We start from the raw sequence: 18,418 nt of genomic DNA, 5'->3' as shown, positions 1-18,418 counted from the left end.
TCTTTCAGAGACATATGCTCGTAGAGCTCAGTGTAGCTTGGCATCCACATCCGCAATGGACGCGTCAATCAGCTTGTTGGCTTGTGCCGCGCTCATTTGCTTGGCCAGAACCGCACTGGCTGCCGAGACCGCCACAGAAATCGCCTGATCGCGGACTTCTTTCACAGCCGAGGCTTCCGCCGATGCAATCTGGTCCTGAGCAGCCGCCAGACGCCGCTCGATCGAGTTTTCCAGATCAACCTTTGCCTGTTCAGCAGCACGGACAGCGTCTTCCTTGGCAGCGGCCACGATTGCGTCTGCCTGCGTCTGCACTTCGCGATGCTTACGCTCGTACGAGGCCAGCAGGCTGCGGGCTTCTTCGTGCAGTGCGCGGGCTTCTTCCAGTTCCGACTTGATGCCCTCGGCACGATTGTCCAAAGCTCCGCCGATCATGCCGGGGACCTTGAAGTAGAACAGGACCGCGATGAAGACGATGAAGCCCAGCAGGACAACAAAGTCCGTGTTGCCCAACGAGAAGAACGGACCCTTGGCCGCCAAAGCTGGGCTGGCAGCGCCGAAGGTCAGGATAAGGGCAAGAGTGTTCCGCATGTCACTTATCCTTTCATCTGTGCGTCGATCGCACCGTCGATGGCCTTGGCATCCGCCTCACCGCCCAATGCTGTCACCAGTTCAGCCGCCGTGTCTTTGGCAACCACTTGAATGCTTTCCAGCGCACCAGCACGGATTTCAGCAATTGCCTTTTCCGATTCAGCCGCTTTGGCAGCGATTTCCGCATCTGCCGTGGCAATTGCGTCATCCAGATCAGCCTGAATTTCCGCGCGTGCTTCGGCAGCGATCCGCTGCGCCTCGGCACGGGCATCGGCCAGCGCCTTGTTATAGGCCTCTTCGGCCTCGACCGCCTTGGCCTTCAGATCTTCGGCCGCAGCCAGGTCATTTGTAATGGTCCCCTGACGTTCCGCCAGGATTGCCGCGATACGCGGCAGAGCCACGCGAGACAGGACCAGAAAGATGACGACCAGCGTGATGACCAGCCAGAAAATCTGGTTGGGGAACCAATCGAAGCAGAGCTGCGGCATCCCGATGGCAGAGCCATAGGAGTCGACGCACGAGCCGGCTACCTCTTTTGTAATGGGTTCAGTCGCCATGATATCCTCCGTCGGAAACTTGTCTTTACAACAGGTGGGCCGCTATGGCTTGGACCCACCTGCGCGTAAGGATCAGGTTCCGCAGATTATACGGCGAACATCAGCAGCAGCGAGACCAGGAATGCGAAGATCCCCAGGGCTTCTGCGAACGCGATACCGATGAAGAGGGTTGCGGTCTGAGAAGCAGCCGCCGAAGGGTTGCGCAGGGCGCCGGCCAGGAAGTTGCCTGCTACGTTGCCCACCCCAATTGCGGCTGCGCCGGAACCGATTGCTGCCAGGCCTGCGCCGATGTGTGCGAGATCGCCTTCCATGATGTATCTCCTTACGAATTGGAAGTTTCGATGTTGGGTTATCGTTCCTGTGCTCAGGGTTACCCCTGATCAGTGATGCGGATGCAAAGCGTCCTTCAGGTAAACACAGGTCAGAATGGTGAAGACGTAGGCCTGAATGAAGGACACGAGGACCTCAAGGCCATACATTGCGGTGATCGCCAGAACGGACACGGGCGAGATCACGGCAATCGCGGCAAAGCCTGCGAAGACCTTGATCACCGCGTGGCCTGCCATGACGTTACCGGCAAGACGAATGGAGTGGCTGACCGGGCGTACAAAATACGATATCAGCTCGATCACCGCCAGAATTGGGCGCAGCGCCAGAGGCGCGCTGGACACCCAGAACAGACCCAGGAACGCAGCACCGTTCTTGACAAAGCCCAGAACGGTCACGGTCAGGAACACCGCCAGAGCCAGAGGGATGGTTACGGCGAAATGCGATGTGGTGGTGAACGAGGTCGGAATCAGGCCCAGGAAGTTGGCGCAGACGATGAACATGAACAGAGTCATGACATAGGGGAAGTACTTCACACCTTCCTTGCCGCAGATGTCTTCAAGCATTTTGTAGACGAAACCGTAGGTCAGTTCCGCCACCGACTGCATACGCGTCGGAACTATGGCACGCTTGGACGTAGGCAGAACCAGCAGCAAGATAACAGCGATAATTGCAAGGAACAGCCACAGCGTCACGTTGGTGATCGTGAACATGCCAACTGCACCGTCGCCGAACAACGGCTTAACGATGAACTGATCCATCGGGTGGAAAACCAGGCTGCTGCCTTCTGCTGCGGTGGTCTCAGTTGCCACGTTCAGTCCCTCTCGTCCTTCTCGACCGCCTCAGCCGCCGCTTGTTTCTCTTGAACCTCTTTCGCGCTGCGGAGCATAACCTTCACGCCCGCGACAAGGCCCAACAATGTGAACAGCACCAGAAAGATCGGGATCGTCCCGAGCAGGCTGTCCAGCCCGTATCCGATGCCAAATCCGATCCCCAGACCGGATACCATTTCGATGACCATCCTCCAGGCAAGCTCGCCCCCGGACACGTCAGTATCTGCACGGGGCTTGGGCGCTTTGGCCTTTTTCGCCGCGTCGATCTTGGCCTCCAGCTGCGCCATACGCTGCTTTTGGTCATCATCGGTCAAGGGCGTTTTCCTCGCACAGTCTTGAGGCTAGGTGCTAAGGGCGAACAGGCACAGAGTCAACGCTATTGAATGCCCGAATTGCCGCATATTAAACTATTGATTTTTATAAATTTTTTACGCCTCCTTCGGTAAGAGAATCGATGCGCATGCCCATCGCCAGCGGAAATCAATATAAAATCCGATATTCAACCAATCGGTTGACCAAACCCATGCAGTATGGTTCAGCGGGCCATGTCTAATGATCTGGATACCGTGTTCGCGGCGCTTGCCGATCCGACCCGGCGCGCCATCCTGGCGATGCTGCTTGAGGACGATATGGCCGTGACGGATGTGGCCGAGCCGTTCGAGATGTCGCTGGCGGCCATCTCGAAGCACCTGGTCATTCTGACCAAAGCCGGGTTGATCTCTCAGGAAAAACGCGGACGCGTCAAATGGTGCAAGCTGGAGCCAGACGCGTTACGCGCTGCCTCGGTCTGGATGCAGGGATTCGGGCAGTTCGAGCCGGTCAACCTAGATGCGTTCGAACGGTTTTTGGAAGCGGAACTGCCCACGTCGCAGGATGGTCCTACCTGACCACAAAAACCGACACCTTGGCGTGTTTCGCCAGATACCCCGCATGACTTGAGAAGATATAGTCCGTGATGCGCGGCGCATGGGTTCCGACGACGATCAGATCCGCACCCAGTTCCTCTGCCGCACGGGCCAGATCGCCATCCACCTCTGCTGCGACATCGACGGAATGGATGTTTCGGGTTTCGACCTGCACGCCAGCATTCGCCGTCAGATCCTTGGAAAGCGCAGCCAGCCCCTCAGCAACTGCATCTTGGGAAACAGGCGCGTCTCCAGGCTGCGTGCCCGTGACGCTGACAAGGGTCACCCTTGCGTTCTGCCATTTGGCGATGTCACCGGCCACGGCAATCGCCTTATGGACCTCGGGCGGCAAATGAAGGTCTACTGGGATCATGATATGTTGAAACATGGTGTCCTCCTCTCCTTACGGAAAAGCATAGACACCGGGTCCTTTCGGTACCTTGATCTGCCTCAACAGAGGTTTTGGCGCAAATTTAGCCCTGTATCACGCTGGTAATGACACCCGTTTGATCAGCGGAACATAACCACGGGTCGCTTTGACCTTCGGCTAGAACCGTTGTGACAGACCCCGTCGGGTTCGTTTGTGTTTCCTGCGCTTTGACGGCGTCGATACGCACACCACTTTCGGCTGAAACCAATGCCTCGCAACTGGCTTGCATGGTTGTCTCGTCACCGGAGCCTTGCAAATTGCTTTGCCCGCAAGCCGCCAATAGCAACACGACTGAGCTCGATAGAGTGAGTTTCATTGACCTACCCGACATTTTTTATCTTCACCGATTGCATGGTGCCAGACGCAGACGCGAACACAAGCCTCAATCCGCAGTGTATAAATCAGCGCTTGCGCTGGGATTTTCTTCCTTCAACAGCAAGAGTAAGGCCAAGACGGTCAGCGCGATACCGATGATAATCAACCCTGTTGGGGCGCCGTTGCCCAGGGCGATCTCCCACAGGATGACCCAACTGGGCACCAGATAGGTATAGGCCATAACCTTTGCCGAAGGCAGCCTGAGCGCCGCGAACTGTACCAGCACAAAGCTGACCGCTGTGGCGAAGAAGGAGACATAAAATAGACCGATCCAGAAAATGGTCGGCAAGCGCGACCAATCGGTTCTAACCAAATCTGACCAACCAAATGCCACCAATAAGACGCACCCCGCGACCAAAGTGCCAAAGGCAAACACGACCGCAGGTTCACCACGGTTCAGCTTGCGGACCATCGGCGTGTAAATCGCATGGGCGACACAGCCAACAAAATAGATGACTTCACCTTGGCCAATCTGAAAGGCGCGAAAAAGCTGCCAATCGGCGCGAAAGATCACCCATAGCGCCCCGGTGGCCCCCACAGAAAGCGCAAGCGCCATCCTTGGGGTTGTGACCTGACGCAACAAGACCCATCCGGCAATGGCCGATAAGACAGGGGTGAGGGTAAACACAGCCGCTGCGCTGACCGGCGGGGCCGTCTGCAGGCCGTAGAACATCAGCACGAAATAGGTGGCAAACAAACCACCAAGAACCAAGTAGCGCCAGGGCGCTTGCAGCGCCGCACGCGACACACCGGTTGTAACGAAGGCGGCGATCCCGATCACGACCGCCGCAATTCCAAAGCGCACGGCATTCAGCGCAGCCGGCGCAATCTCATTCGCGATTATCGATCCCAGCGAAAAGCTGCCCGCCACCAGCGCCGAAAAGACCAGCATGGCCAGATGGCCACGGGTTTGCTCAGTCACAGATCCAATCCTTGGACTTCGCCTTCAGGAATTTCAGAAAAGCCTGGACCTTGGTGGTTCGGTGCAGATCGACATGGGTCACCAGCCACAGCTTTCCGGACCATTCCGGCAGACTGTTCATAACCTCTTCCAAATCGGGATATCGGGCCGCTTCCCAACGCGCCATAAACCCGATCCCGGCCCCTGCCCGGACCGCCTCGGCCACGGTGAAGTTGTTCGAGCAGCGGAATGTCAGCGCCTCGGCTGGGGCATTGGCTCGCAACCACTGCGAAAAAGGCGCGCGGCTGTTTTCGTCATCATTGCCGACAAAAGCGTGCTGCGGAAATTCTTCAATACTCTCCGGCTTGCCCCGGCGGGCGATGTAGTCCTTGCTTGCATATAGCCCGACATCCTGCGTCACAAAAGGCTGCACCACATTGTCCGGCTGATCCGGCGCTGACCCGGCACGGATGGCAACATGCGCCTCGCCATATTCCAACCGAAACAAGCGATCTCCGGTCAGATAGCGCACAATCAGGTCCGGGTGGGCTTGCTGGAACTCGCTGAGCGCAGGAGCCAATAAAGGTACGAGCGATGACAACGACGTTACCACCAACTCGCCTGAGACATCGTCACCACGGCCTTTCATCCGCCCCACTAGCTGATTGAACTGATCCTCGGTCGCCTGCGCCACCCGCAGCAGATCCTCGCCCGCTTCGGTCGGCGTGTACCCGCGGGCATGACGCTGGAACAGCTTCACCCCCAACCGAGCCTCGATCGCATCGATATGCCGAATGACGGTCGCATGGTGTACACCCAATACATCGGCCGCACCGCTGACAGTACCCATGCGAGCCACCTGATAGGCCGTTCTCACTTCGTCCCAGTTATCCATAGCGTTTTCACTATTGTGCAATTTCCAACATTAGATGTTGGTATATTCGAGTTTTGTTCGAAAAAACAATATTCATATCATCGGTCATAAGATAACTCTCGACCAAAGGACATGAAAATGACCAAGACCATCCTGCACATTGACGCGTCGGCCCGCCGCAGCGGGTCTGCGACCCGAGACCTGTCTGACCGCATCGTCAAGCACCTGGGGGCGAGCCGGATTATCCGGCGTGATCTGGCATCGCCACTGCCGCTGTTAACTGAAGACTGGATCGCGGCCAACTTCACTCCCGCCGATCAGCGCGATGCGGTGCAAAGGGATCAACTGGCCTTATCAGATCAACTGGTTGAAGAGCTTCAGCAAGCTGATACAATTGTCATTGGTTTGCCAATCTACAACTTCTCGGTACCCGCAGCATTCAAGGCTTGGATCGACCTGGTGGCGCGGGCTGGCCTGACCTTTTCCTACAGTGAAAACGGTCCCAAAGGCCTGCTAGAGGGCAAGCGAGCCGTTTTGGCCATTGCCTCGGGCGGTACCGCTATTGGATCCGAGGTCGATTTCGCAACCGGCTATGCGAAACATGTTTTGGGCTTTATTGGCATTCATGATGTCGATGTTGTTGCCGCTGACCAGTTGGCCATCGATCCGGACACTTCAGTTCAGAACGCGCACAAAGCAGTCTTGGAACTGGCGGCTTAATCGGTCTGGCCAATCTGATCGGATATGTCCAATCTGCTGCTGATAGTGGCTGCGGGTTGGACATAGACCATGAAGAAGATCGGAATACTTGGCGGCGTTGGCTGGGCTTCGACCGCCGACTATTATCGGGCTATTGCGGAAGGCTCTGGCCGGCATTTTGCAGCACGTAGCCACGGGTCGCCGCTGCCTGTGCCACCAATGACAATCGAGTCGGTGACGCAGGCCAAAACCCGCGCCCTGCGCGGTGTTGCTGGCGATGAAAGCAGTTGGCAAGATTTTGATGCGGTATTCCGTGACGCTTTGATGATGCTCCAGCGCGCTGGGTGTGACTTTGGCATCATTGCGTCGAACACCCCCCATGCACGACTTCATGCAATCCGCCAGGGTGTGACGATGCCGATCCTGAGCATTTTCGACGCGACCGCGGAGGTGACGAAAGCCACCGGTTGCAAGACAGCACTGGTGCTAGGGACAAGCGTCACAATGCTGGCCCGAAACTACGCAGATCGTCTGGCCCAAGAAAGTATTTCGGCAAATGACACTCTACCCGAGGCAGACATCGCCGAGATGCAAGCCATGATCGACCGTGATTTCTACGGCGGCGCGTCAAGTACCGCACGCGCGCGATTGGTGGCCTTCTGCAACCGGCATGCTGAACCCGGCACCGCAGTGCTGTTGGCCTGCACCGAACTGCCCTTGGCATTTCCCGATCATCTGGACGATCCCGTGTTTGAGGCAGACGGACATTTGTTCGTGAACCCCTCTGCTGCCCATGTAGCAGCCGCGCTTGCGCTGGCCCTGGAGGGGGCCTAGGGCAACCAGTTCACGTCACATCCTGTCTTTTCAAAAAACGCCATCAGGTCACCAAGAGAGATCGCAATGGTCCGGTCATTGACCAGTGGATGCATGTAAATGACATCCGCCTGCTGCGCGGCGCTGTCCATGAAAAACCGTACATCATTCTGAACGCCGTTGATCATCGCCAGGGGGCTTACGGCACCGGGGCGGATACCGAGGTTTTGCAACAGCCGATCCGCAGATCCAAAGGACAGGCTGCCAACCCCCAACTCGGCGCCCAGCGCTTTCAAATCGATCTCGCGGCTTTGCTCCAGCGTCACCAGATAGTTCCACTTTTTCTTGTCGCGCAGATAAAGGTTCTTGAGGCGCAGCGCGTTTTCGCCAGGGATCATGAACTGATCTTCAACCGCCTTAGACTCCTCAACGGTGCGCAACGGGACATGAGTGTGTAGGCGGTAGGTCAACTCCCAAGCATCCAGCTGCGCCAACAGCGCATCCGAGCTGAGCGGCAATGTATCTTGAAAAGCGGAAGATGCGTCCATGGGAAACCTCCTGTCTGGCACGCTCATCGCGCAGCGTGCGGGCAAATACAAGCCACGACAGCCCTTATAATCGATGCTAGCGTGCCGCCATGAAAGTCACGCTCAATACGCCGGACCAGTTGATCCTAAGCCACAAACCCTGGTTTTTCGGCATCCTGTTTTCTTTGAACACGCTGATTTTTGCCGCATCTGGTCTGTTGCTGATCTGGGCCGGAGGCACCGCTTTATGGTACGGTCTGGCACTGATCATCGCCGGAGCTGCCTTTGGCGTCTGGAGTTTTTATCTTTTGGTTCGGCGCGTTCAGGTCATATTTGATCGCGCCAAAAGCACCATCGTTATTCGCCAGAAATCGATCTTGGGATATGAAGCCATCGAACACACGCTGTCCGAGCTATCGCATGCCGAAGTGGAAAGCGCAGCGCAAACGCCTTCTTGGGTGGCAAAACCGCGTTACAGACCCACTCTGGTTCTGGACAAGGGCATGAGCGCGGGACGTCATCCGATCATTCTGGCCTACTCACCGGGATCAGACGCGAAGCGCATCGTCGATGTCATCAACGACTGGCTATCAGTAGATACGGTTGACTCTGACAGCCAACCGACCTAAATCGCCCCCAAACATCCGGAAGCGTTTGACCTTCCGGTCCCTTGAGTCGTTCAGGGATCGCCCCCCACCAGCGAGTTTCGCCCGTGGGGGCAATGCCATTTGGCATTACCCCCACGTCTAATTCAGTGGGAGGGGGCGTTTGTGCATTTAACCGACGCATCCTATCTAGGACGCGTCACCAGATAACCGGCTAAGGAGGCCGAAGGCATGTTTGAAAATCTATCCGAACGCCTTTCCGGCGTCTTTGACCGGCTGACCAAACAGGGTGCCCTGTCCGAAGAAGACGTCAAGACCGCCCTGCGCGAGGTTCGCGTTGCCCTGCTTGAGGCCGACGTCTCGCTGCCGGTGGCGCGTGAATTCGTCAAGAAGGTGCAGGAACAGGCCACCGGTCAAGCGGTTACGAAATCGATCACCCCCGGCCAACAGGTCGTCAAGATCGTACACGACGCGCTGGTCGATACCCTGCATGGTGAGGAAGACCCCGGCGCGCTGAAGATCGACAACCCGCCTGCCCCGATCCTGATGGTCGGTCTGCAGGGCTCGGGTAAGACCACGACCACCGGTAAGCTGGCGAAACGCCTGAAAGAGAAAGAGGGCAAGAAGGTCCTGATGGCCTCGCTGGACGTTTATCGCCCGGCGGCGATGGATCAGCTGGCCGTTCTGGGCACGCAGGTCGGCGTCGATACGCTGCCGATCGTGCCCGGCCAGAAACCGGTTGATATCGCCAAACGCGCCAAGCAGCAGGCAACGCTGGGCGGCTATGACGTCTATATGCTCGACACAGCCGGTCGTCTGCATATCGACGAAGTGCTGATGGACGAGGTCGAGCAGGTTCGCAATGCGGTTGATCCGCGCGAGACCCTGCTGGTCGTCGATGGTCTGACCGGCCAGGTCGCCGTTGAGGTGGCCGAAGAGTTCGACGCCAAGGTCGGCATTTCTGGCGTGGTCCTGACCCGGATGGACGGGGACGGACGTGGCGGTGCGGCACTGTCGATGCGCGCGGTCACCGGCAAGCCCATCCGCTTTGTCGGTCTGGGCGAAAAGATGGACGCGCTCGAAACCTTCGAGCCGGACCGGATCGCCGGTCGTATTCTGGGCATGGGCGACATCGTTGCCCTGGTCGAAAAAGCCCAGGAAACGATGGAGATGGAACAGACCGAGCGCATGATGAAGCGCATGGTCAAAGGTCAGTTCAACATGAACGACCTGAAGATGCAGCTGGAGCAGATGATCCAGATGGGCGGCATGCAAGGCATGATGGGCATGATGCCGGGCATGGGCAAGATGGCCAAACAGGTCGAAGAGGCGGGCATGGATGACAAGGTGCTCAAGCGCCAGATCGCTATGATCCAGTCGATGACCAAACGCGAACGCGCCAATCCCCAACTGCTGCAAGCCAGCCGCAAGAAACGGATCGCCGCTGGTTCGGGGATGGAGGTCAGCGACCTCAACAAACTGCTCAAGATGCACCGGCAGATGTCGGACATGATGAAGAAAATGGGCAAGATGGGCAAAGGCAAGATGCTGAAACAGGCCATGAAAGGCATGTTCGGCAAAGGCGGCCCCAGCCCCGAAGACATGGCCGCAGGCATGGACCCCAAAGCGCTGGAACAAGCGGCCAAAGCGATGGGTGGCAAGATGCCCGGCATGGGCGGTGGCATGGCGCTTCCGCCGGGTCTGAGCGGGTTTGGAAAGAAAAAGTAACGTGACCCTTGCGCCCACCATATCTACCACGCGCCTGACACTGCGCCACCACCGGCTTGAGGATTTCGAGCCGATGGCGAAGCTGTTTGCGACTGATTGGGCGAAGTATATGGATGGGCCGTACTCGGCGCAGGACCTGTGGTCTATGCTGGGCTCGGACGTGGCCAGTTGGCAGTTTCTTGGGTTTGGCGCGTGGGCCGTCGATCTGACGGAAACCGGTGAGTTCATTGGGCAGGTCGGGATCAACAAACCTCCGAAATTCCCGGAAACCGAAATCGGCTGGTGTATTTTTCCCGGTTTTGAAGGCAAGGGCTATGCATTCGAAGCGGCCTGCGCCGCGCGTGACTGGGCGTTTGGGAATACCGAACTGACGTCTTTGGTCAGCTATATCGATGCGCCTAACACCCGTTCAATCGCGTTGGCCAAGCGGCTTGGGGCAAGTGAAGACCCAAGCGCAGCGCGCCCGGACCCCGAAGATGTCGTCTATCGTCACCCTCACCCTGATGAGCGGCAAAGCGGATCGGAGGCCTACGCATGACCTTCCGGTTCGAAGCTGCGCCAAATGCTCAGGGGGCTGAGCTGGCGGCTCGGGTAGCGGGTGCCATTCCAACGCTCGAAACCGAGCGTCTGGTTCTGCGCGCGCCGCAGTTGTCGGATTTCGACACCTACGCCCAGATCGTGGCCAGTCCGCGCGCGCGGTACCTAACTGTCATGTCGCGTGAAGACGCATGGTATGATTTCGCTCAGATGGTCGCCATCTGGTCGCTGCGCGGCCATGGCCTTTGGTCGGTTGTTGCGAAGGCAGACGGTCAACTGCTGGGGTTCGTGGTTCTGGGGTTCGAACCGGAAGACCCAGAGCCAGAGCTTGGTTTCATCTTCACCGAGGAAGGTGAGGGCCACGGCTATGCGTTTGAGGCTGCGAGCGCTGCGCGCGGTTTTGCGTTCGAGCAACTCGGCTGGGACACTTTGGCGAGCTTTATCGTCAAAGGGAATGAACGCTCTCAACGTCTGGCAGAACGGCTCGGCGCCTTTGTTGAACGCGAAATCGTTGAAGAGGACGGCGTTACCTTGGTGTATCGCCACCTCGCCACCGATGGCGACGGCGGGATGGAGGCCTACGCATGACCTCATTCACTATTCCGACCGTTGAAACCGAGCGTCTGATCCTGCGTGCGCCGCATCTGGATGATCTGCCCGCGATGACCGCGTTTTTCGCAACTGAACGCAGCCATATGGTCGGCGGCCCCAAGGATGCGCGAGAAAGCTGGGGCTCTCTGGCCAACCGTCTGGGGCACTGGGCGCTCAAAGGCTTTGGCCTGTGGCATCTGACCCAGAAGACCAGCGGCGCATTTGTGGGCTGGGCCGGTATGATCGACGCCCCTGGATGGGCCGAGCCCGAACTGGGCTGGACGCTGATGGAGCACGCCGAGGGCAAGGGGCTGGGCTTTGAGGCGGCACAGGCTGCGCGCTCGCATGCCGCTCGGCATCAGGGGATGAACGGCGTGATCAGCTATATCGCCCATGCCAATGACCGCTCGCGCGCGCTGGCCGAACGGCTCGGTGCGACGCTGGAGATTGAAAACGCCGAGCTATTGGGCAAACGCGCCCAGATCTGGCGGCACCCGCAGATTGACTTGACCACCGAAAGGACCGGCCAATGACCAACCCCGTGACACAGGCTGCCACGCTGTTGAAAGAGCATCGCGAAAGCATCGACCGGCTGGATGCGATCCTTGTTTATACGCTGGGCGAACGGTTCAAGCACACACAGGCCGTTGGCAAGCTCAAGGCCGCACACGACCTTCCCCCGTCCGATCCCTCGCGCGAAGCAGCGCAGATCGCACGGTTAGAAGACCTGGCGAAAGAGGCCGATCTGGACCCCGATTTCGCCAAGGCTTTCCTGAATTTCATCATTCAGGAAGTCATCCGACACCACAAGAAACATCAGAACTGAACCGGGCAAATCCCGGATACGCCATTCAAAGGAGATACCATCATGGCAATGAAAATTCGTCTCGCCCGCGGCGGCTCGAAAAAACGTCCCTTCTACCGCATCGTGGCTGCTGACAGCCGCATGCCCCGTGACGGCCGTTTCATCGAGAAACTGGGCACCTACAACCCGCTGCTGCCGAAAGACAGCGAAGAGCGTGTGAAAATGAACATGGAGCGCATCCAGTACTGGCTGGATCAGGGCGCACAGCCCACCGACCGTATCGCGCGTATGTTGGAAGCAGCCGGCGCACGCGACAAGGCCGAGCGCAACAACCCCAACAAGGGGACCCCGGGCAAGAAAGCTCAGGAACGCGCCGAAGAAAAAGCAGCAAAGGCTGCTGAGGCAACTGAAGCGGCTGAAGCTCCGGCTGAAGAAGAAGCTGCAGCGGCTGAAGAATAAGCAGGCGGGCACGTGCGGGATCAGGCCTTCACTGACGACTTTCGCACGCAGTTCGATCTGTTGATGCGGCTCCGGCGCGATGTGCGTCGGTTCCGCACTGACGCAATTGACGAGGCAGTGCTGACGCGCTGCCTCGACGCGTTTCGGCTGGCCCCTTCGGTGGGGCTAAGCGAGCCCTGGCGCGTCATCCGCGTCGAAAGCCAAGTCGCACGTGATGCGGCATTGAAAAATTTCCAAGCCGCAAACGCAGAGACCCTGAAAGGCTATTCGGGCGAAAAAGCGCAGCTTTACAGCCAATTGAAACTTTCAGGCATGCAAGAGGCCCCGGTACAACTGGCGGTATTCTGCGATGACAGCACCGATAAGGGGCTTGGGCTGGGCGCGGGCTCGATGCCCGAGATGCGGCGCTATTCGGTCGTGTCAGCGGTTACCCTTTTCTGGCTGACCCTGCGTAGCTATGGGCTTGGGCTGGGCTGGGTTTCGATACTAGATCCCGACCTGCTGAGCCGTGACCTTAACATCCCAAACTCCTGGCGTTTGATCGGTTATTTCTGCATCGGCTGGCCGGAAGAGACGTCCGACACGCCAGAATTGGAACGGGCGGGTTGGGAATGTCGGGATGATGCTCTTGCCATCGAGGTACGATAGCTGATGTTTGGATTGTTACGCCTTCCCATCCTGCTGGTGATCGCCTTTATTGTCGGTGTGTTCTTTGAACGCAGCAATCAACGCGAGGCCTGCGAGGGTCTGGGAGAGTGGAAAAGCGGCATATGCGTAACTTCGGGTGGTGCAAATGAGTGATCTGATCTGTGTCGGCACCATAGCGGGCTCTTACGGGGTGCGCGGCGAAGTGCGGCTAAAAAGCTATTGCGCTGAACCATCGGATATCGAGAGCTATTCTCCACTGACCGACGAAGCTGGCAAAGAACGCTATCCTTTGGTTCTGACCCGCACAATCAAGAACGGGTTCGCCGCACGATTGGGCGGAGTGGAAACTAAGGAAGAGGCAGACGATTTGAAGGGCCTGCGCCTGTTTGCGCGCCGCGATCAATTGCCATCTTTGCCCGATGACGAGTTTTACCACGCCGACCTGATCGGGCTTGAGGTTTTTGACACCGGCGGCACCCTGCTGGGACAGGTGAAATCCGTTCAGAACCATGGTGCAGCCGACCTATTGGAACTGCATGGGCCAGGGCTGAAATCAACTGTCCTGCTGCCCTTCACGCTTGAGGCGGTGCCGACAGTCGATTTGGACAAGGGCCGCATCGTTGCAGACCCGCCCGAAGGGCTGATCTGATGCGGCGCGTTTTGCTGCATCTTGGGCTGCACAAAACTGGCACCACTGCGGCGCAATCCTTTCTCTATGAAAATCGCGAGCTGATTTGGCCGCATTATTCACTGGTCTTGCCCTACAAAACGCGGAAATCGGGTCTGGCAAACGCAGCGACGCGCCATTCGGTCTATCGGCTGGACGACACGCTGGCCACATTCGGCAGCAAGATGAACATGTTTTTGGGGCAGATCGATTTCGGAACGCGCCGGGGTCTGATCCTCAGCGAGGAGAACTTTGGCGGCCTGCGGCCAAGCAGAAATCGCGCCGAAGGCTACGCCGCCATGCCCGAGCTTGCATCGACATTGGTGGGCACCATTCGCCGCCAACTGATCAGGGACGGGGTCGACATCACCATCTATCTGTCGCTGCGCGAACGCTCTGAATGGCTGCGCAGCCTTTGGGCTCATGATCTGCAGCGCCGACGCCTGGTTGAGGATTTCGATGCATTTTGCGCGGCGCTGGATCACCTTCCAGATTTGCCGACTGTCGCCGACAGAATCCAGGAAAGACTTCCCGAAGTGCATGTGCAGACAAGATGGCTGGAGCATTTGCAAGAAACCCGCTTTGGCCCCGGCACCCCCTTCGCAGAGTTTTTGGGGCTGCCGCAAGACAAAGCATCCAAGCTTGTACCGCCGTCAAAGTCCAACACCAGTCTGCCGCAGGATGCACTGACCGAATTGCTGGCACTCAATCGCTCCTCGTTGGAGGACACAGCGCTGGTTGCGCGTAAGAAAGCTCTTATCAAAAGCGCCCGGCGCGCGTTGGCGGATCAGACATGACCGATAAACCAAGCAAATCCCACGGACGCAAAGCCATCCGCCCCACCTTGAAACCACGTGAGTTGATGACGCCCACACCGGATTTGCATGGGGTGTGGAAGGCCAAGATCATAACCTTGTTCCCGGCCGCATTTCCCGGTCTCTTGGGTGAAAGCCTAACAGGCAAAGCACTACAGGACGGCTTATGGCAGCTGGAAACTGTGGACTTGCGACAGTTCGGTATCGGCAAGCATCGAAACGTGGATGACACACCCGCAGGTGGGGGCGCGGGTATGGTCCTGCGTGCAGATGTGTTGGGCGACGCCATCGAGCACTCGATGGCGGGTGTTCAAGGCAACTGGCCGCTGATTTACCTTAGCCCGCGTGGCCGTCGGATGGATCAGAAGATGATGCAAAATCTGGCGCGTTGCGATGGCATGACCCTACTATGCGGTCGGTTCGAAGGTGTCGATGAACGCGTGCTTGAACATTATGGTGTGCAAGAGGTCTCGCTCGGCGATTTCGTGATGACCGGGGGAGAGATTGCGGCACAGGCCTTGATCGACGCTACGGTTCGATTGATCCCCGGTGTACTGGGCAATCAGGCGTCGACCGAAGAAGAGAGCTTTTCCTCGGGTCTTCTGGAGCACCCGCAATACACCCGCCCCGCCGAATGGAAGGGTCATCCAATACCAGAGGTTCTGATGTCCGGCCACCACGGCCGCATCGCCGAATGGCGACATAAGATGGCTGAACAGATCACCCGCGAACGCCGTCCGGATATCTGGGAAGAGTACAGCGGATCCTCGGATGAGGGATTCGACTAGCCTTTCGATGTTCACCTCAGGGTTGGCCCTCCGATGCTGCTCAGAGTGCCCCTCTCTTCCAATAGGTCCAGGTCTCCGGTGTACCGTGAAAGACGTTGATATCCACTTTACCCTGGACCCCCGGAACCAATCCGGTGCCGGTATACTGCCAGAACCGCCAAACCGCCCGCGGATAAACCTTGCTCGGGTGCCCTGCGACCGACCTTAGCCAGAAATCAGTCTTGGGCAGGCGTCCGATCTGAGTGTCTTCGTAAAAATCCACGGTGGTATAGACGATGGGCCTGCGGCCATAGTGGCGTTCAAGGATGTCCAGAAAGCGCTGCGCCTCGGCCCGGACAGTGCGGCCATCGGGGCGTAAGGTGCAAGTTCTTGAATGTGGCGTCCATTCCAAATCCAGCACGTGCGGCAGGTCTGCACCTTTGGGCACATTCTGGATAAACCAACGCGCCTGTTCCCGCGCAGATCGGCAGAAATAATAGTAGTGATAGGCCCCCCACGGCACACCTGCTGCCTGCGCGCCCCGGCTATGATCCTGAAACAGCGGATCTGCTACGTCACCGCCTTCGGTCGCCTTAAGGAAGGCAAAGCTGATCCCTGAGGCTTTGGCCTGGCGCCAATCAACCGGCCCCTGCCAGCGGGACACATCCAACCCATGCACAGGATAAAGCCCGGGATGCCGCCCCTCCCAATCATGCGGGTCGGCGTCACCGAAGTCCGGATAGATCACCGAAGGGGCCGTTCGATCCACGCCTGGAACCTGCTCGACAACCTGTGGCGGCGGCCCCTGTCGCCCGCATGAGATCACGGTAAGGCCCACAAGTGCCAGCAAAACGGAAAACCGCATGACATTGTCCTGTTTCTGAAATATCTGCTCGTTGAATTGGCCCCAGAATGCCTGAACCACCCGCCAAGGCAACGGCGCAGTTTCAAAGCGGCGAATTCTTACCGGCGACGCCTGCAATTTAGGCTTGATCCCTGCCCTCAAACCCCCTAAATCAGCGCAATCCGGTGCCGCGAGACGCGACTCCGGTGTTTTGGTTTGTTGTCTGACGTAACGCCCGGCTTTCTTCAGCCAAGGCGCGACAGGAACGGACCAGGCAAAAGGAACATTCGATCTGACCTCTGGCGGGCTGTTCGCAGGACCCGGTGAAGACCAAGAGCTCTCAGCCCGTGCCCAAACTTCGTGGACCAACCACGAGCAGATAGGAGTAAATGCGATGGACCTGATCGCACAGCTAGAGGCGGAACAGATTGCCGCCCTGGGGAAAGACATCCCCGATTTCAAAGCCGGAGACACCATCCGTGTCGGCTATAAGGTGACCGAAGGGTCGCGCACCCGTGTGCAGAACTACGAAGGCGTCTGCATCGCGCGCAAGGGCGGCGAAGGGATCGCCGGTTCGTTCACCGTTCGCAAAATCTCGTTTGGCGAAGGCGTGGAGCGTGTGTTCCCCCTGCATTCGACCAACATCGACAGCATCACCGTTGTCCGCCGCGGCCGCGTCCGTCGCGCCAAACTGTACTACCTGCGCACCCGTCGCGGTAAATCCGCACGTATCGCAGAAGTCACCAACTACAAGCCCAAAGCTGGCGCCGAAGCGTAAGGAACGGAAAGATGAAAAAAGACATCCATCCCGATTATCACGTCATCGACGTCAAAATGACCGATGGCACCGTTGTTCAGATGAAATCCACTTGGGGTGCCGAAGGCGATCAGCTGGCTCTGGAAATCGATCCCTCCGTACACCCGGCATGGACCGGTGGTTCGTCGCGCCTGTTGGACGCTGGCGGCCGCGTGTCGAAATTCAAAAAGAAATACGAAGGTCTGGGCTTCTAAGTCTGACCCGGTTCGAATGCGAGAGGCCGTCCCTTGGGGCGGCCTTTTTCTTTGGGCCGTCCGCTGCGTGTTTGAATTAAGAAATCGTAATCTATTGCCCATGAGGAAGGCAGATCGCATGAACATCTAAAGGGTACCAAAGTGTTACCCAGGAGATTGCAATGCTATCGCCAACCAAATTGCTCGCCGTTACAGCAACTGCAGCTCTGCTGTCCCACGCTGCTGTTGCAAGCCCACTGGATCACGACACCGACGTTTCTCCGCAGGAGGAGAACTTAGTGGAAGGTATGCCCCTTTGGGGCCCGTTCACACCAGATTTCCCACTGTCCTTGCTGATCGAGAACTGGGACAGCAGGCAGCCCGCGCCACCGACAATGGTCTAGAAACAAAGTTGTTTTCAGTTTTGCGGACAGAATTCACAGCACAAGATCAATCGCTCCATAGGCTCATACCCAAATGGAAAGTGCTACCGGCAGCACAAGGATGGTCGTGAGTGTCGACACGAGAATGAACCCGGCTACATCGGGCCCATATTCCGGCACCTGCTGGTCAATGAACAGATAAGTCGCAACCGAAGATGGCATCAGGCAGCAAAGGATCAGCGCGCCCCGTTCTGTACCGGTGAAGCCAAAGAACCAGATCAGCGCGCTGGCGATCCCCACGGCCATGACAAGATGCAGCCCGGTCAACAAAACAGCGCGCCCAAGGCTAGATATCTTCAATGTAGCAAGCGTGTGGCCCAGCGTCAGGAGCATCAACGGGATAGACAAACCACCCAAGATATCGAACGACTTGGCAATTGGTTGCGGCAAGCTTTTGCCTGTACTCATCAGGATCAGCGATGCCGCCACCGCATAGATGATCGGTGAAGTCGCTAGCTTTTTGGGTGAGAATTCTCCGGCGGGGATCCACATGCCCACCGTGAAGATACTGATCAACACCACAACGACAAACGCCATCGTATAAGCCATACCCGCATCCCCCAACGCCAGTAGCGTGATCGGCAGGCCGATATTGCCTACATTGCCATGCATCAATGGCGTCAAAAAAAGCGTGCACCGGCAGGCGCAGCATCTTAAGTGCGGCAAATCCCAAAACGCCAAATCCCGCCA

At 57.8% G+C, this 18,418-nt stretch carries 30 protein-coding genes; 18 read left to right on the top strand and 12 right to left on the bottom strand.

Translation table 11 applies throughout. The features are described from left to right. Positions 1-27: 27 nt before the first annotated feature. From ACR0JE_RS15350 to ACR0JE_RS15330, 5 genes are all read right to left on the bottom strand, one after another. Positions 28-588, bottom strand: coding sequence for a F0F1 ATP synthase subunit B (locus ACR0JE_RS15350; RefSeq protein ID WP_480864783.1), 561 nt, complete (start codon positions 586-588; stop codon positions 28-30). A 5-nt stretch (positions 589-593) separates the two neighbouring features. Beyond that, positions 594-1,145, bottom strand: a complete 552-nt coding sequence (locus ACR0JE_RS15345) for a F0F1 ATP synthase subunit B' (RefSeq protein WP_480501553.1) — start codon at positions 1,143-1,145, stop codon at positions 594-596. Between the two features lie 86 nt (positions 1,146-1,231). Then, a complete protein-coding gene (locus ACR0JE_RS15340; RefSeq protein ID WP_005981269.1) occupies positions 1,232-1,456 on the bottom strand; it encodes a F0F1 ATP synthase subunit C in 225 nt (74 codons plus the stop codon). 69 nt (positions 1,457-1,525) lie between these two features. Then, complete coding sequence (locus ACR0JE_RS15335) at positions 1,526-2,284, bottom strand: F0F1 ATP synthase subunit A (protein WP_480826550.1); 759 nt, start codon at positions 2,282-2,284, stop codon at positions 1,526-1,528. 2 nt (positions 2,285-2,286) lie between these two features. After that, positions 2,287-2,619, bottom strand: coding sequence for an AtpZ/AtpI family protein (locus ACR0JE_RS15330; protein WP_480864782.1), 333 nt, complete (start codon positions 2,617-2,619; stop codon positions 2,287-2,289). Positions 2,620-2,850: 231 nt separating this feature from the next. Here ACR0JE_RS15330 and ACR0JE_RS15325 point away from each other — a divergent pair, with 231 nt between their 5' ends. Continuing rightward, a complete protein-coding gene (locus ACR0JE_RS15325) occupies positions 2,851-3,192 on the top strand; it encodes an ArsR/SmtB family transcription factor (protein WP_480544959.1) in 342 nt (113 codons plus the stop codon). On the opposite strand, the gene ACR0JE_RS15320 is transcribed toward ACR0JE_RS15325, so the two are convergent. The 4 genes from ACR0JE_RS15320 to ACR0JE_RS15305 all read right to left on the bottom strand — a co-directional run bounded on the left by ACR0JE_RS15320 (position 3,185) and on the right by ACR0JE_RS15305 (position 5,811). Next, a complete protein-coding gene (locus ACR0JE_RS15320) occupies positions 3,185-3,598 on the bottom strand; it encodes a universal stress protein (protein WP_480550007.1) in 414 nt (137 codons plus the stop codon). The two genes, ACR0JE_RS15325 and ACR0JE_RS15320, sit on opposite strands and share 8 nt — an antisense overlap. Positions 3,599-3,683: 85 nt before the next feature. Then, complete coding sequence (locus ACR0JE_RS15315) at positions 3,684-3,956, bottom strand: hypothetical protein (RefSeq protein WP_480544957.1); 273 nt, start codon at positions 3,954-3,956, stop codon at positions 3,684-3,686. Between the two features lie 66 nt (positions 3,957-4,022). Further along, entirely contained in the window at positions 4,023-4,937 is a 915-nt protein-coding gene (locus tag ACR0JE_RS15310) for a DMT family transporter (protein WP_480864781.1), read from the bottom strand. Next, positions 4,930-5,811, bottom strand: a complete 882-nt coding sequence (locus ACR0JE_RS15305) for a LysR family transcriptional regulator (RefSeq protein WP_480864780.1) — start codon at positions 5,809-5,811, stop codon at positions 4,930-4,932. Before ACR0JE_RS15305 ends, ACR0JE_RS15310 begins: the two co-directional genes overlap by 8 nt. 117 nt (positions 5,812-5,928) lie before the next feature. On the opposite strand from ACR0JE_RS15305, the gene ACR0JE_RS15300 reads away from it, so the two are divergent. Together ACR0JE_RS15300 and ACR0JE_RS15295 are read left to right on the top strand one after the other, a co-directional pair. Beyond that, positions 5,929-6,510: an FMN-dependent NADH-azoreductase gene (locus ACR0JE_RS15300; protein ID WP_170531425.1), complete on the top strand. Its 582-nt coding sequence runs from the start codon at positions 5,929-5,931 to the stop codon at positions 6,508-6,510. Between the two features lie 69 nt (positions 6,511-6,579). After that, positions 6,580-7,323, top strand: a complete 744-nt coding sequence (locus ACR0JE_RS15295; RefSeq protein ID WP_480864779.1) for an aspartate/glutamate racemase family protein — start codon at positions 6,580-6,582, stop codon at positions 7,321-7,323. Here the strand turns inward: ACR0JE_RS15295 and ACR0JE_RS15290 are convergent. Continuing rightward, complete coding sequence (locus ACR0JE_RS15290; protein ID WP_480864778.1) at positions 7,320-7,850, bottom strand: prolyl-tRNA synthetase associated domain-containing protein; 531 nt, start codon at positions 7,848-7,850, stop codon at positions 7,320-7,322. The genes ACR0JE_RS15295 and ACR0JE_RS15290 overlap by 4 nt on opposite strands. A gap of 89 nt (positions 7,851-7,939) precedes the next feature. Between ACR0JE_RS15290 and ACR0JE_RS15285 the strand changes: the two genes are divergently transcribed. The 12 genes from ACR0JE_RS15285 (at position 7,940) to trmD (ending at position 15,472) form a co-directional block, all read left to right on the top strand. Beyond that, on the top strand, positions 7,940-8,458 hold the full coding sequence (locus ACR0JE_RS15285; protein WP_480544948.1) for a hypothetical protein: 519 nt from the start codon (positions 7,940-7,942) through the stop codon (positions 8,456-8,458). 207 nt (positions 8,459-8,665) lie between these two features. Next, positions 8,666-10,162, top strand: a complete 1,497-nt coding sequence (gene ffh, locus ACR0JE_RS15280) for a signal recognition particle protein (RefSeq protein ID WP_480864777.1) — start codon at positions 8,666-8,668, stop codon at positions 10,160-10,162. Between the two features lies 1 nt (position 10,163). Continuing rightward, entirely contained in the window at positions 10,164-10,700 is a 537-nt protein-coding gene (locus ACR0JE_RS15275) for a GNAT family N-acetyltransferase (protein WP_480864776.1), read from the top strand. After that, entirely contained in the window at positions 10,697-11,287 is a 591-nt protein-coding gene (locus ACR0JE_RS15270; RefSeq protein ID WP_480864775.1) for a GNAT family N-acetyltransferase, read from the top strand. Before ACR0JE_RS15275 ends, ACR0JE_RS15270 begins: the two co-directional genes overlap by 4 nt. After that, complete coding sequence (locus tag ACR0JE_RS15265) at positions 11,284-11,823, top strand: GNAT family N-acetyltransferase (protein ID WP_480544944.1); 540 nt, start codon at positions 11,284-11,286, stop codon at positions 11,821-11,823. Before ACR0JE_RS15270 ends, ACR0JE_RS15265 begins: the two co-directional genes overlap by 4 nt. Next, positions 11,820-12,116 carry a chorismate mutase gene (locus tag ACR0JE_RS15260; RefSeq protein WP_074737903.1) on the top strand — a complete coding sequence of 99 codons (297 nt, stop codon included), beginning with the start codon at positions 11,820-11,822 and terminating at the stop codon, positions 12,114-12,116. Before ACR0JE_RS15265 ends, ACR0JE_RS15260 begins: the two co-directional genes overlap by 4 nt. 42 nt (positions 12,117-12,158) lie before the next feature. Further along, a complete protein-coding gene (gene rpsP / locus ACR0JE_RS15255; RefSeq protein WP_480544943.1) occupies positions 12,159-12,554 on the top strand; it encodes a 30S ribosomal protein S16 in 396 nt (131 codons plus the stop codon). A 12-nt stretch (positions 12,555-12,566) separates the two neighbouring features. Continuing rightward, on the top strand, positions 12,567-13,202 hold the full coding sequence (gene bluB, locus ACR0JE_RS15250) for a 5,6-dimethylbenzimidazole synthase (protein ID WP_480864774.1): 636 nt from the start codon (positions 12,567-12,569) through the stop codon (positions 13,200-13,202). Positions 13,203-13,205: 3 nt separating this feature from the next. Next, positions 13,206-13,355, top strand: a complete 150-nt coding sequence (locus ACR0JE_RS15245) for a hypothetical protein (protein WP_170531444.1) — start codon at positions 13,206-13,208, stop codon at positions 13,353-13,355. After that, positions 13,348-13,851 (top strand): ribosome maturation factor RimM, encoded by a 504-nt coding sequence (gene rimM / locus ACR0JE_RS15240; protein WP_480544941.1) that lies wholly within the window; start codon positions 13,348-13,350, stop codon positions 13,849-13,851. The genes ACR0JE_RS15245 and rimM overlap by 8 nt, the downstream gene beginning before the upstream one ends. Then, complete coding sequence (locus ACR0JE_RS15235; protein ID WP_480550032.1) at positions 13,851-14,666, top strand: hypothetical protein; 816 nt, start codon at positions 13,851-13,853, stop codon at positions 14,664-14,666. The genes rimM and ACR0JE_RS15235 overlap by 1 nt, the downstream gene beginning before the upstream one ends. After that, complete coding sequence (gene trmD / locus ACR0JE_RS15230) at positions 14,663-15,472, top strand: tRNA (guanosine(37)-N1)-methyltransferase TrmD (protein WP_480550033.1); 810 nt, start codon at positions 14,663-14,665, stop codon at positions 15,470-15,472. The genes ACR0JE_RS15235 and trmD overlap by 4 nt, the downstream gene beginning before the upstream one ends. Before the next feature lie 40 nt (positions 15,473-15,512). Here the strand turns inward: trmD and ACR0JE_RS15225 are convergent, their stop codons facing one another. Further along, complete coding sequence (locus ACR0JE_RS15225) at positions 15,513-16,316, bottom strand: glycoside hydrolase family 25 protein (protein WP_480864773.1); 804 nt, start codon at positions 16,314-16,316, stop codon at positions 15,513-15,515. Positions 16,317-16,689: 373 nt separating this feature from the next. On the opposite strand from ACR0JE_RS15225, the gene rplS reads away from it, so the two are divergent. The 3 genes from rplS to ACR0JE_RS15210 all read left to right on the top strand — a co-directional run bounded on the left by rplS (position 16,690) and on the right by ACR0JE_RS15210 (position 17,689). Then, positions 16,690-17,073 (top strand): 50S ribosomal protein L19, encoded by a 384-nt coding sequence (gene rplS / locus ACR0JE_RS15220; protein WP_170531453.1) that lies wholly within the window; start codon positions 16,690-16,692, stop codon positions 17,071-17,073. A gap of 11 nt (positions 17,074-17,084) precedes the next feature. Then, on the top strand, positions 17,085-17,306 hold the full coding sequence (gene rpmE, locus ACR0JE_RS15215; RefSeq protein ID WP_010437577.1) for a 50S ribosomal protein L31: 222 nt from the start codon (positions 17,085-17,087) through the stop codon (positions 17,304-17,306). Between the two features lie 161 nt (positions 17,307-17,467). After that, on the top strand, positions 17,468-17,689 hold the full coding sequence (locus ACR0JE_RS15210; protein WP_480864772.1) for a hypothetical protein: 222 nt from the start codon (positions 17,468-17,470) through the stop codon (positions 17,687-17,689). A 63-nt stretch (positions 17,690-17,752) separates the two neighbouring features. On the opposite strand, the gene ACR0JE_RS15205 is transcribed toward ACR0JE_RS15210, so the two are convergent. After that, positions 17,753-18,340, bottom strand: a complete 588-nt coding sequence (locus ACR0JE_RS15205; protein ID WP_480864771.1) for an AEC family transporter — start codon at positions 18,338-18,340, stop codon at positions 17,753-17,755. Positions 18,341-18,418 lie beyond the last annotated feature (78 nt).

The sequence above is a fragment of the Ruegeria sp. H3 genome, from assembly GCF_056533095.1.
Note: the sequence above shows the minus strand (reverse complement) of the source record. Positions and strands in the feature narration are given on the sequence as shown.

Coding starts and splice junctions, on each gene's coding strand:
- ACR0JE_RS15340 (WP_005981269.1), bottom strand. CDS start 1,456: ATGGAAGGCGATCTCGCACACATCGGCGCAGGCCTGGCAGCAATCGGT.
- trmD (WP_480550033.1), top strand. CDS start 14,663: ATGACCGATAAACCAAGCAAATCCCACGGACGCAAAGCCATCCGCCCC.
- ACR0JE_RS15205 (WP_480864771.1), bottom strand. CDS start 18,340: ATGCATGGCAATGTAGGCAATATCGGCCTGCCGATCACGCTACTGGCG.
- ffh (WP_480864777.1), top strand. CDS start 8,666: ATGTTTGAAAATCTATCCGAACGCCTTTCCGGCGTCTTTGACCGGCTG.
- ACR0JE_RS15350 (WP_480864783.1), bottom strand. CDS start 588: ATGCGGAACACTCTTGCCCTTATCCTGACCTTCGGCGCTGCCAGCCCA.
- ACR0JE_RS15235 (WP_480550032.1), top strand. CDS start 13,851: ATGCGGCGCGTTTTGCTGCATCTTGGGCTGCACAAAACTGGCACCACT.
- rpmE (WP_010437577.1), top strand. CDS start 17,085: ATGAAAAAAGACATCCATCCCGATTATCACGTCATCGACGTCAAAATG.
- ACR0JE_RS15270 (WP_480864775.1), top strand. CDS start 10,697: ATGACCTTCCGGTTCGAAGCTGCGCCAAATGCTCAGGGGGCTGAGCTG.
- ACR0JE_RS15245 (WP_170531444.1), top strand. CDS start 13,206: ATGTTTGGATTGTTACGCCTTCCCATCCTGCTGGTGATCGCCTTTATT.
- ACR0JE_RS15295 (WP_480864779.1), top strand. CDS start 6,580: ATGAAGAAGATCGGAATACTTGGCGGCGTTGGCTGGGCTTCGACCGCC.
- ACR0JE_RS15300 (WP_170531425.1), top strand. CDS start 5,929: ATGACCAAGACCATCCTGCACATTGACGCGTCGGCCCGCCGCAGCGGG.
- ACR0JE_RS15345 (WP_480501553.1), bottom strand. CDS start 1,145: ATGGCGACTGAACCCATTACAAAAGAGGTAGCCGGCTCGTGCGTCGAC.
- rplS (WP_170531453.1), top strand. CDS start 16,690: ATGGACCTGATCGCACAGCTAGAGGCGGAACAGATTGCCGCCCTGGGG.
- ACR0JE_RS15315 (WP_480544957.1), bottom strand. CDS start 3,956: ATGAAACTCACTCTATCGAGCTCAGTCGTGTTGCTATTGGCGGCTTGC.
- ACR0JE_RS15290 (WP_480864778.1), bottom strand. CDS start 7,850: ATGGACGCATCTTCCGCTTTTCAAGATACATTGCCGCTCAGCTCGGAT.
- ACR0JE_RS15265 (WP_480544944.1), top strand. CDS start 11,284: ATGACCTCATTCACTATTCCGACCGTTGAAACCGAGCGTCTGATCCTG.
- ACR0JE_RS15210 (WP_480864772.1), top strand. CDS start 17,468: ATGCTATCGCCAACCAAATTGCTCGCCGTTACAGCAACTGCAGCTCTG.
- rimM (WP_480544941.1), top strand. CDS start 13,348: ATGAGTGATCTGATCTGTGTCGGCACCATAGCGGGCTCTTACGGGGTG.
- ACR0JE_RS15320 (WP_480550007.1), bottom strand. CDS start 3,598: ATGTTTCAACATATCATGATCCCAGTAGACCTTCATTTGCCGCCCGAG.
- rpsP (WP_480544943.1), top strand. CDS start 12,159: ATGGCAATGAAAATTCGTCTCGCCCGCGGCGGCTCGAAAAAACGTCCC.
- ACR0JE_RS15285 (WP_480544948.1), top strand. CDS start 7,940: ATGAAAGTCACGCTCAATACGCCGGACCAGTTGATCCTAAGCCACAAA.
- ACR0JE_RS15305 (WP_480864780.1), bottom strand. CDS start 5,811: ATGGATAACTGGGACGAAGTGAGAACGGCCTATCAGGTGGCTCGCATG.
- ACR0JE_RS15325 (WP_480544959.1), top strand. CDS start 2,851: ATGTCTAATGATCTGGATACCGTGTTCGCGGCGCTTGCCGATCCGACC.
- ACR0JE_RS15225 (WP_480864773.1), bottom strand. CDS start 16,316: ATGCGGTTTTCCGTTTTGCTGGCACTTGTGGGCCTTACCGTGATCTCA.
- ACR0JE_RS15260 (WP_074737903.1), top strand. CDS start 11,820: ATGACCAACCCCGTGACACAGGCTGCCACGCTGTTGAAAGAGCATCGC.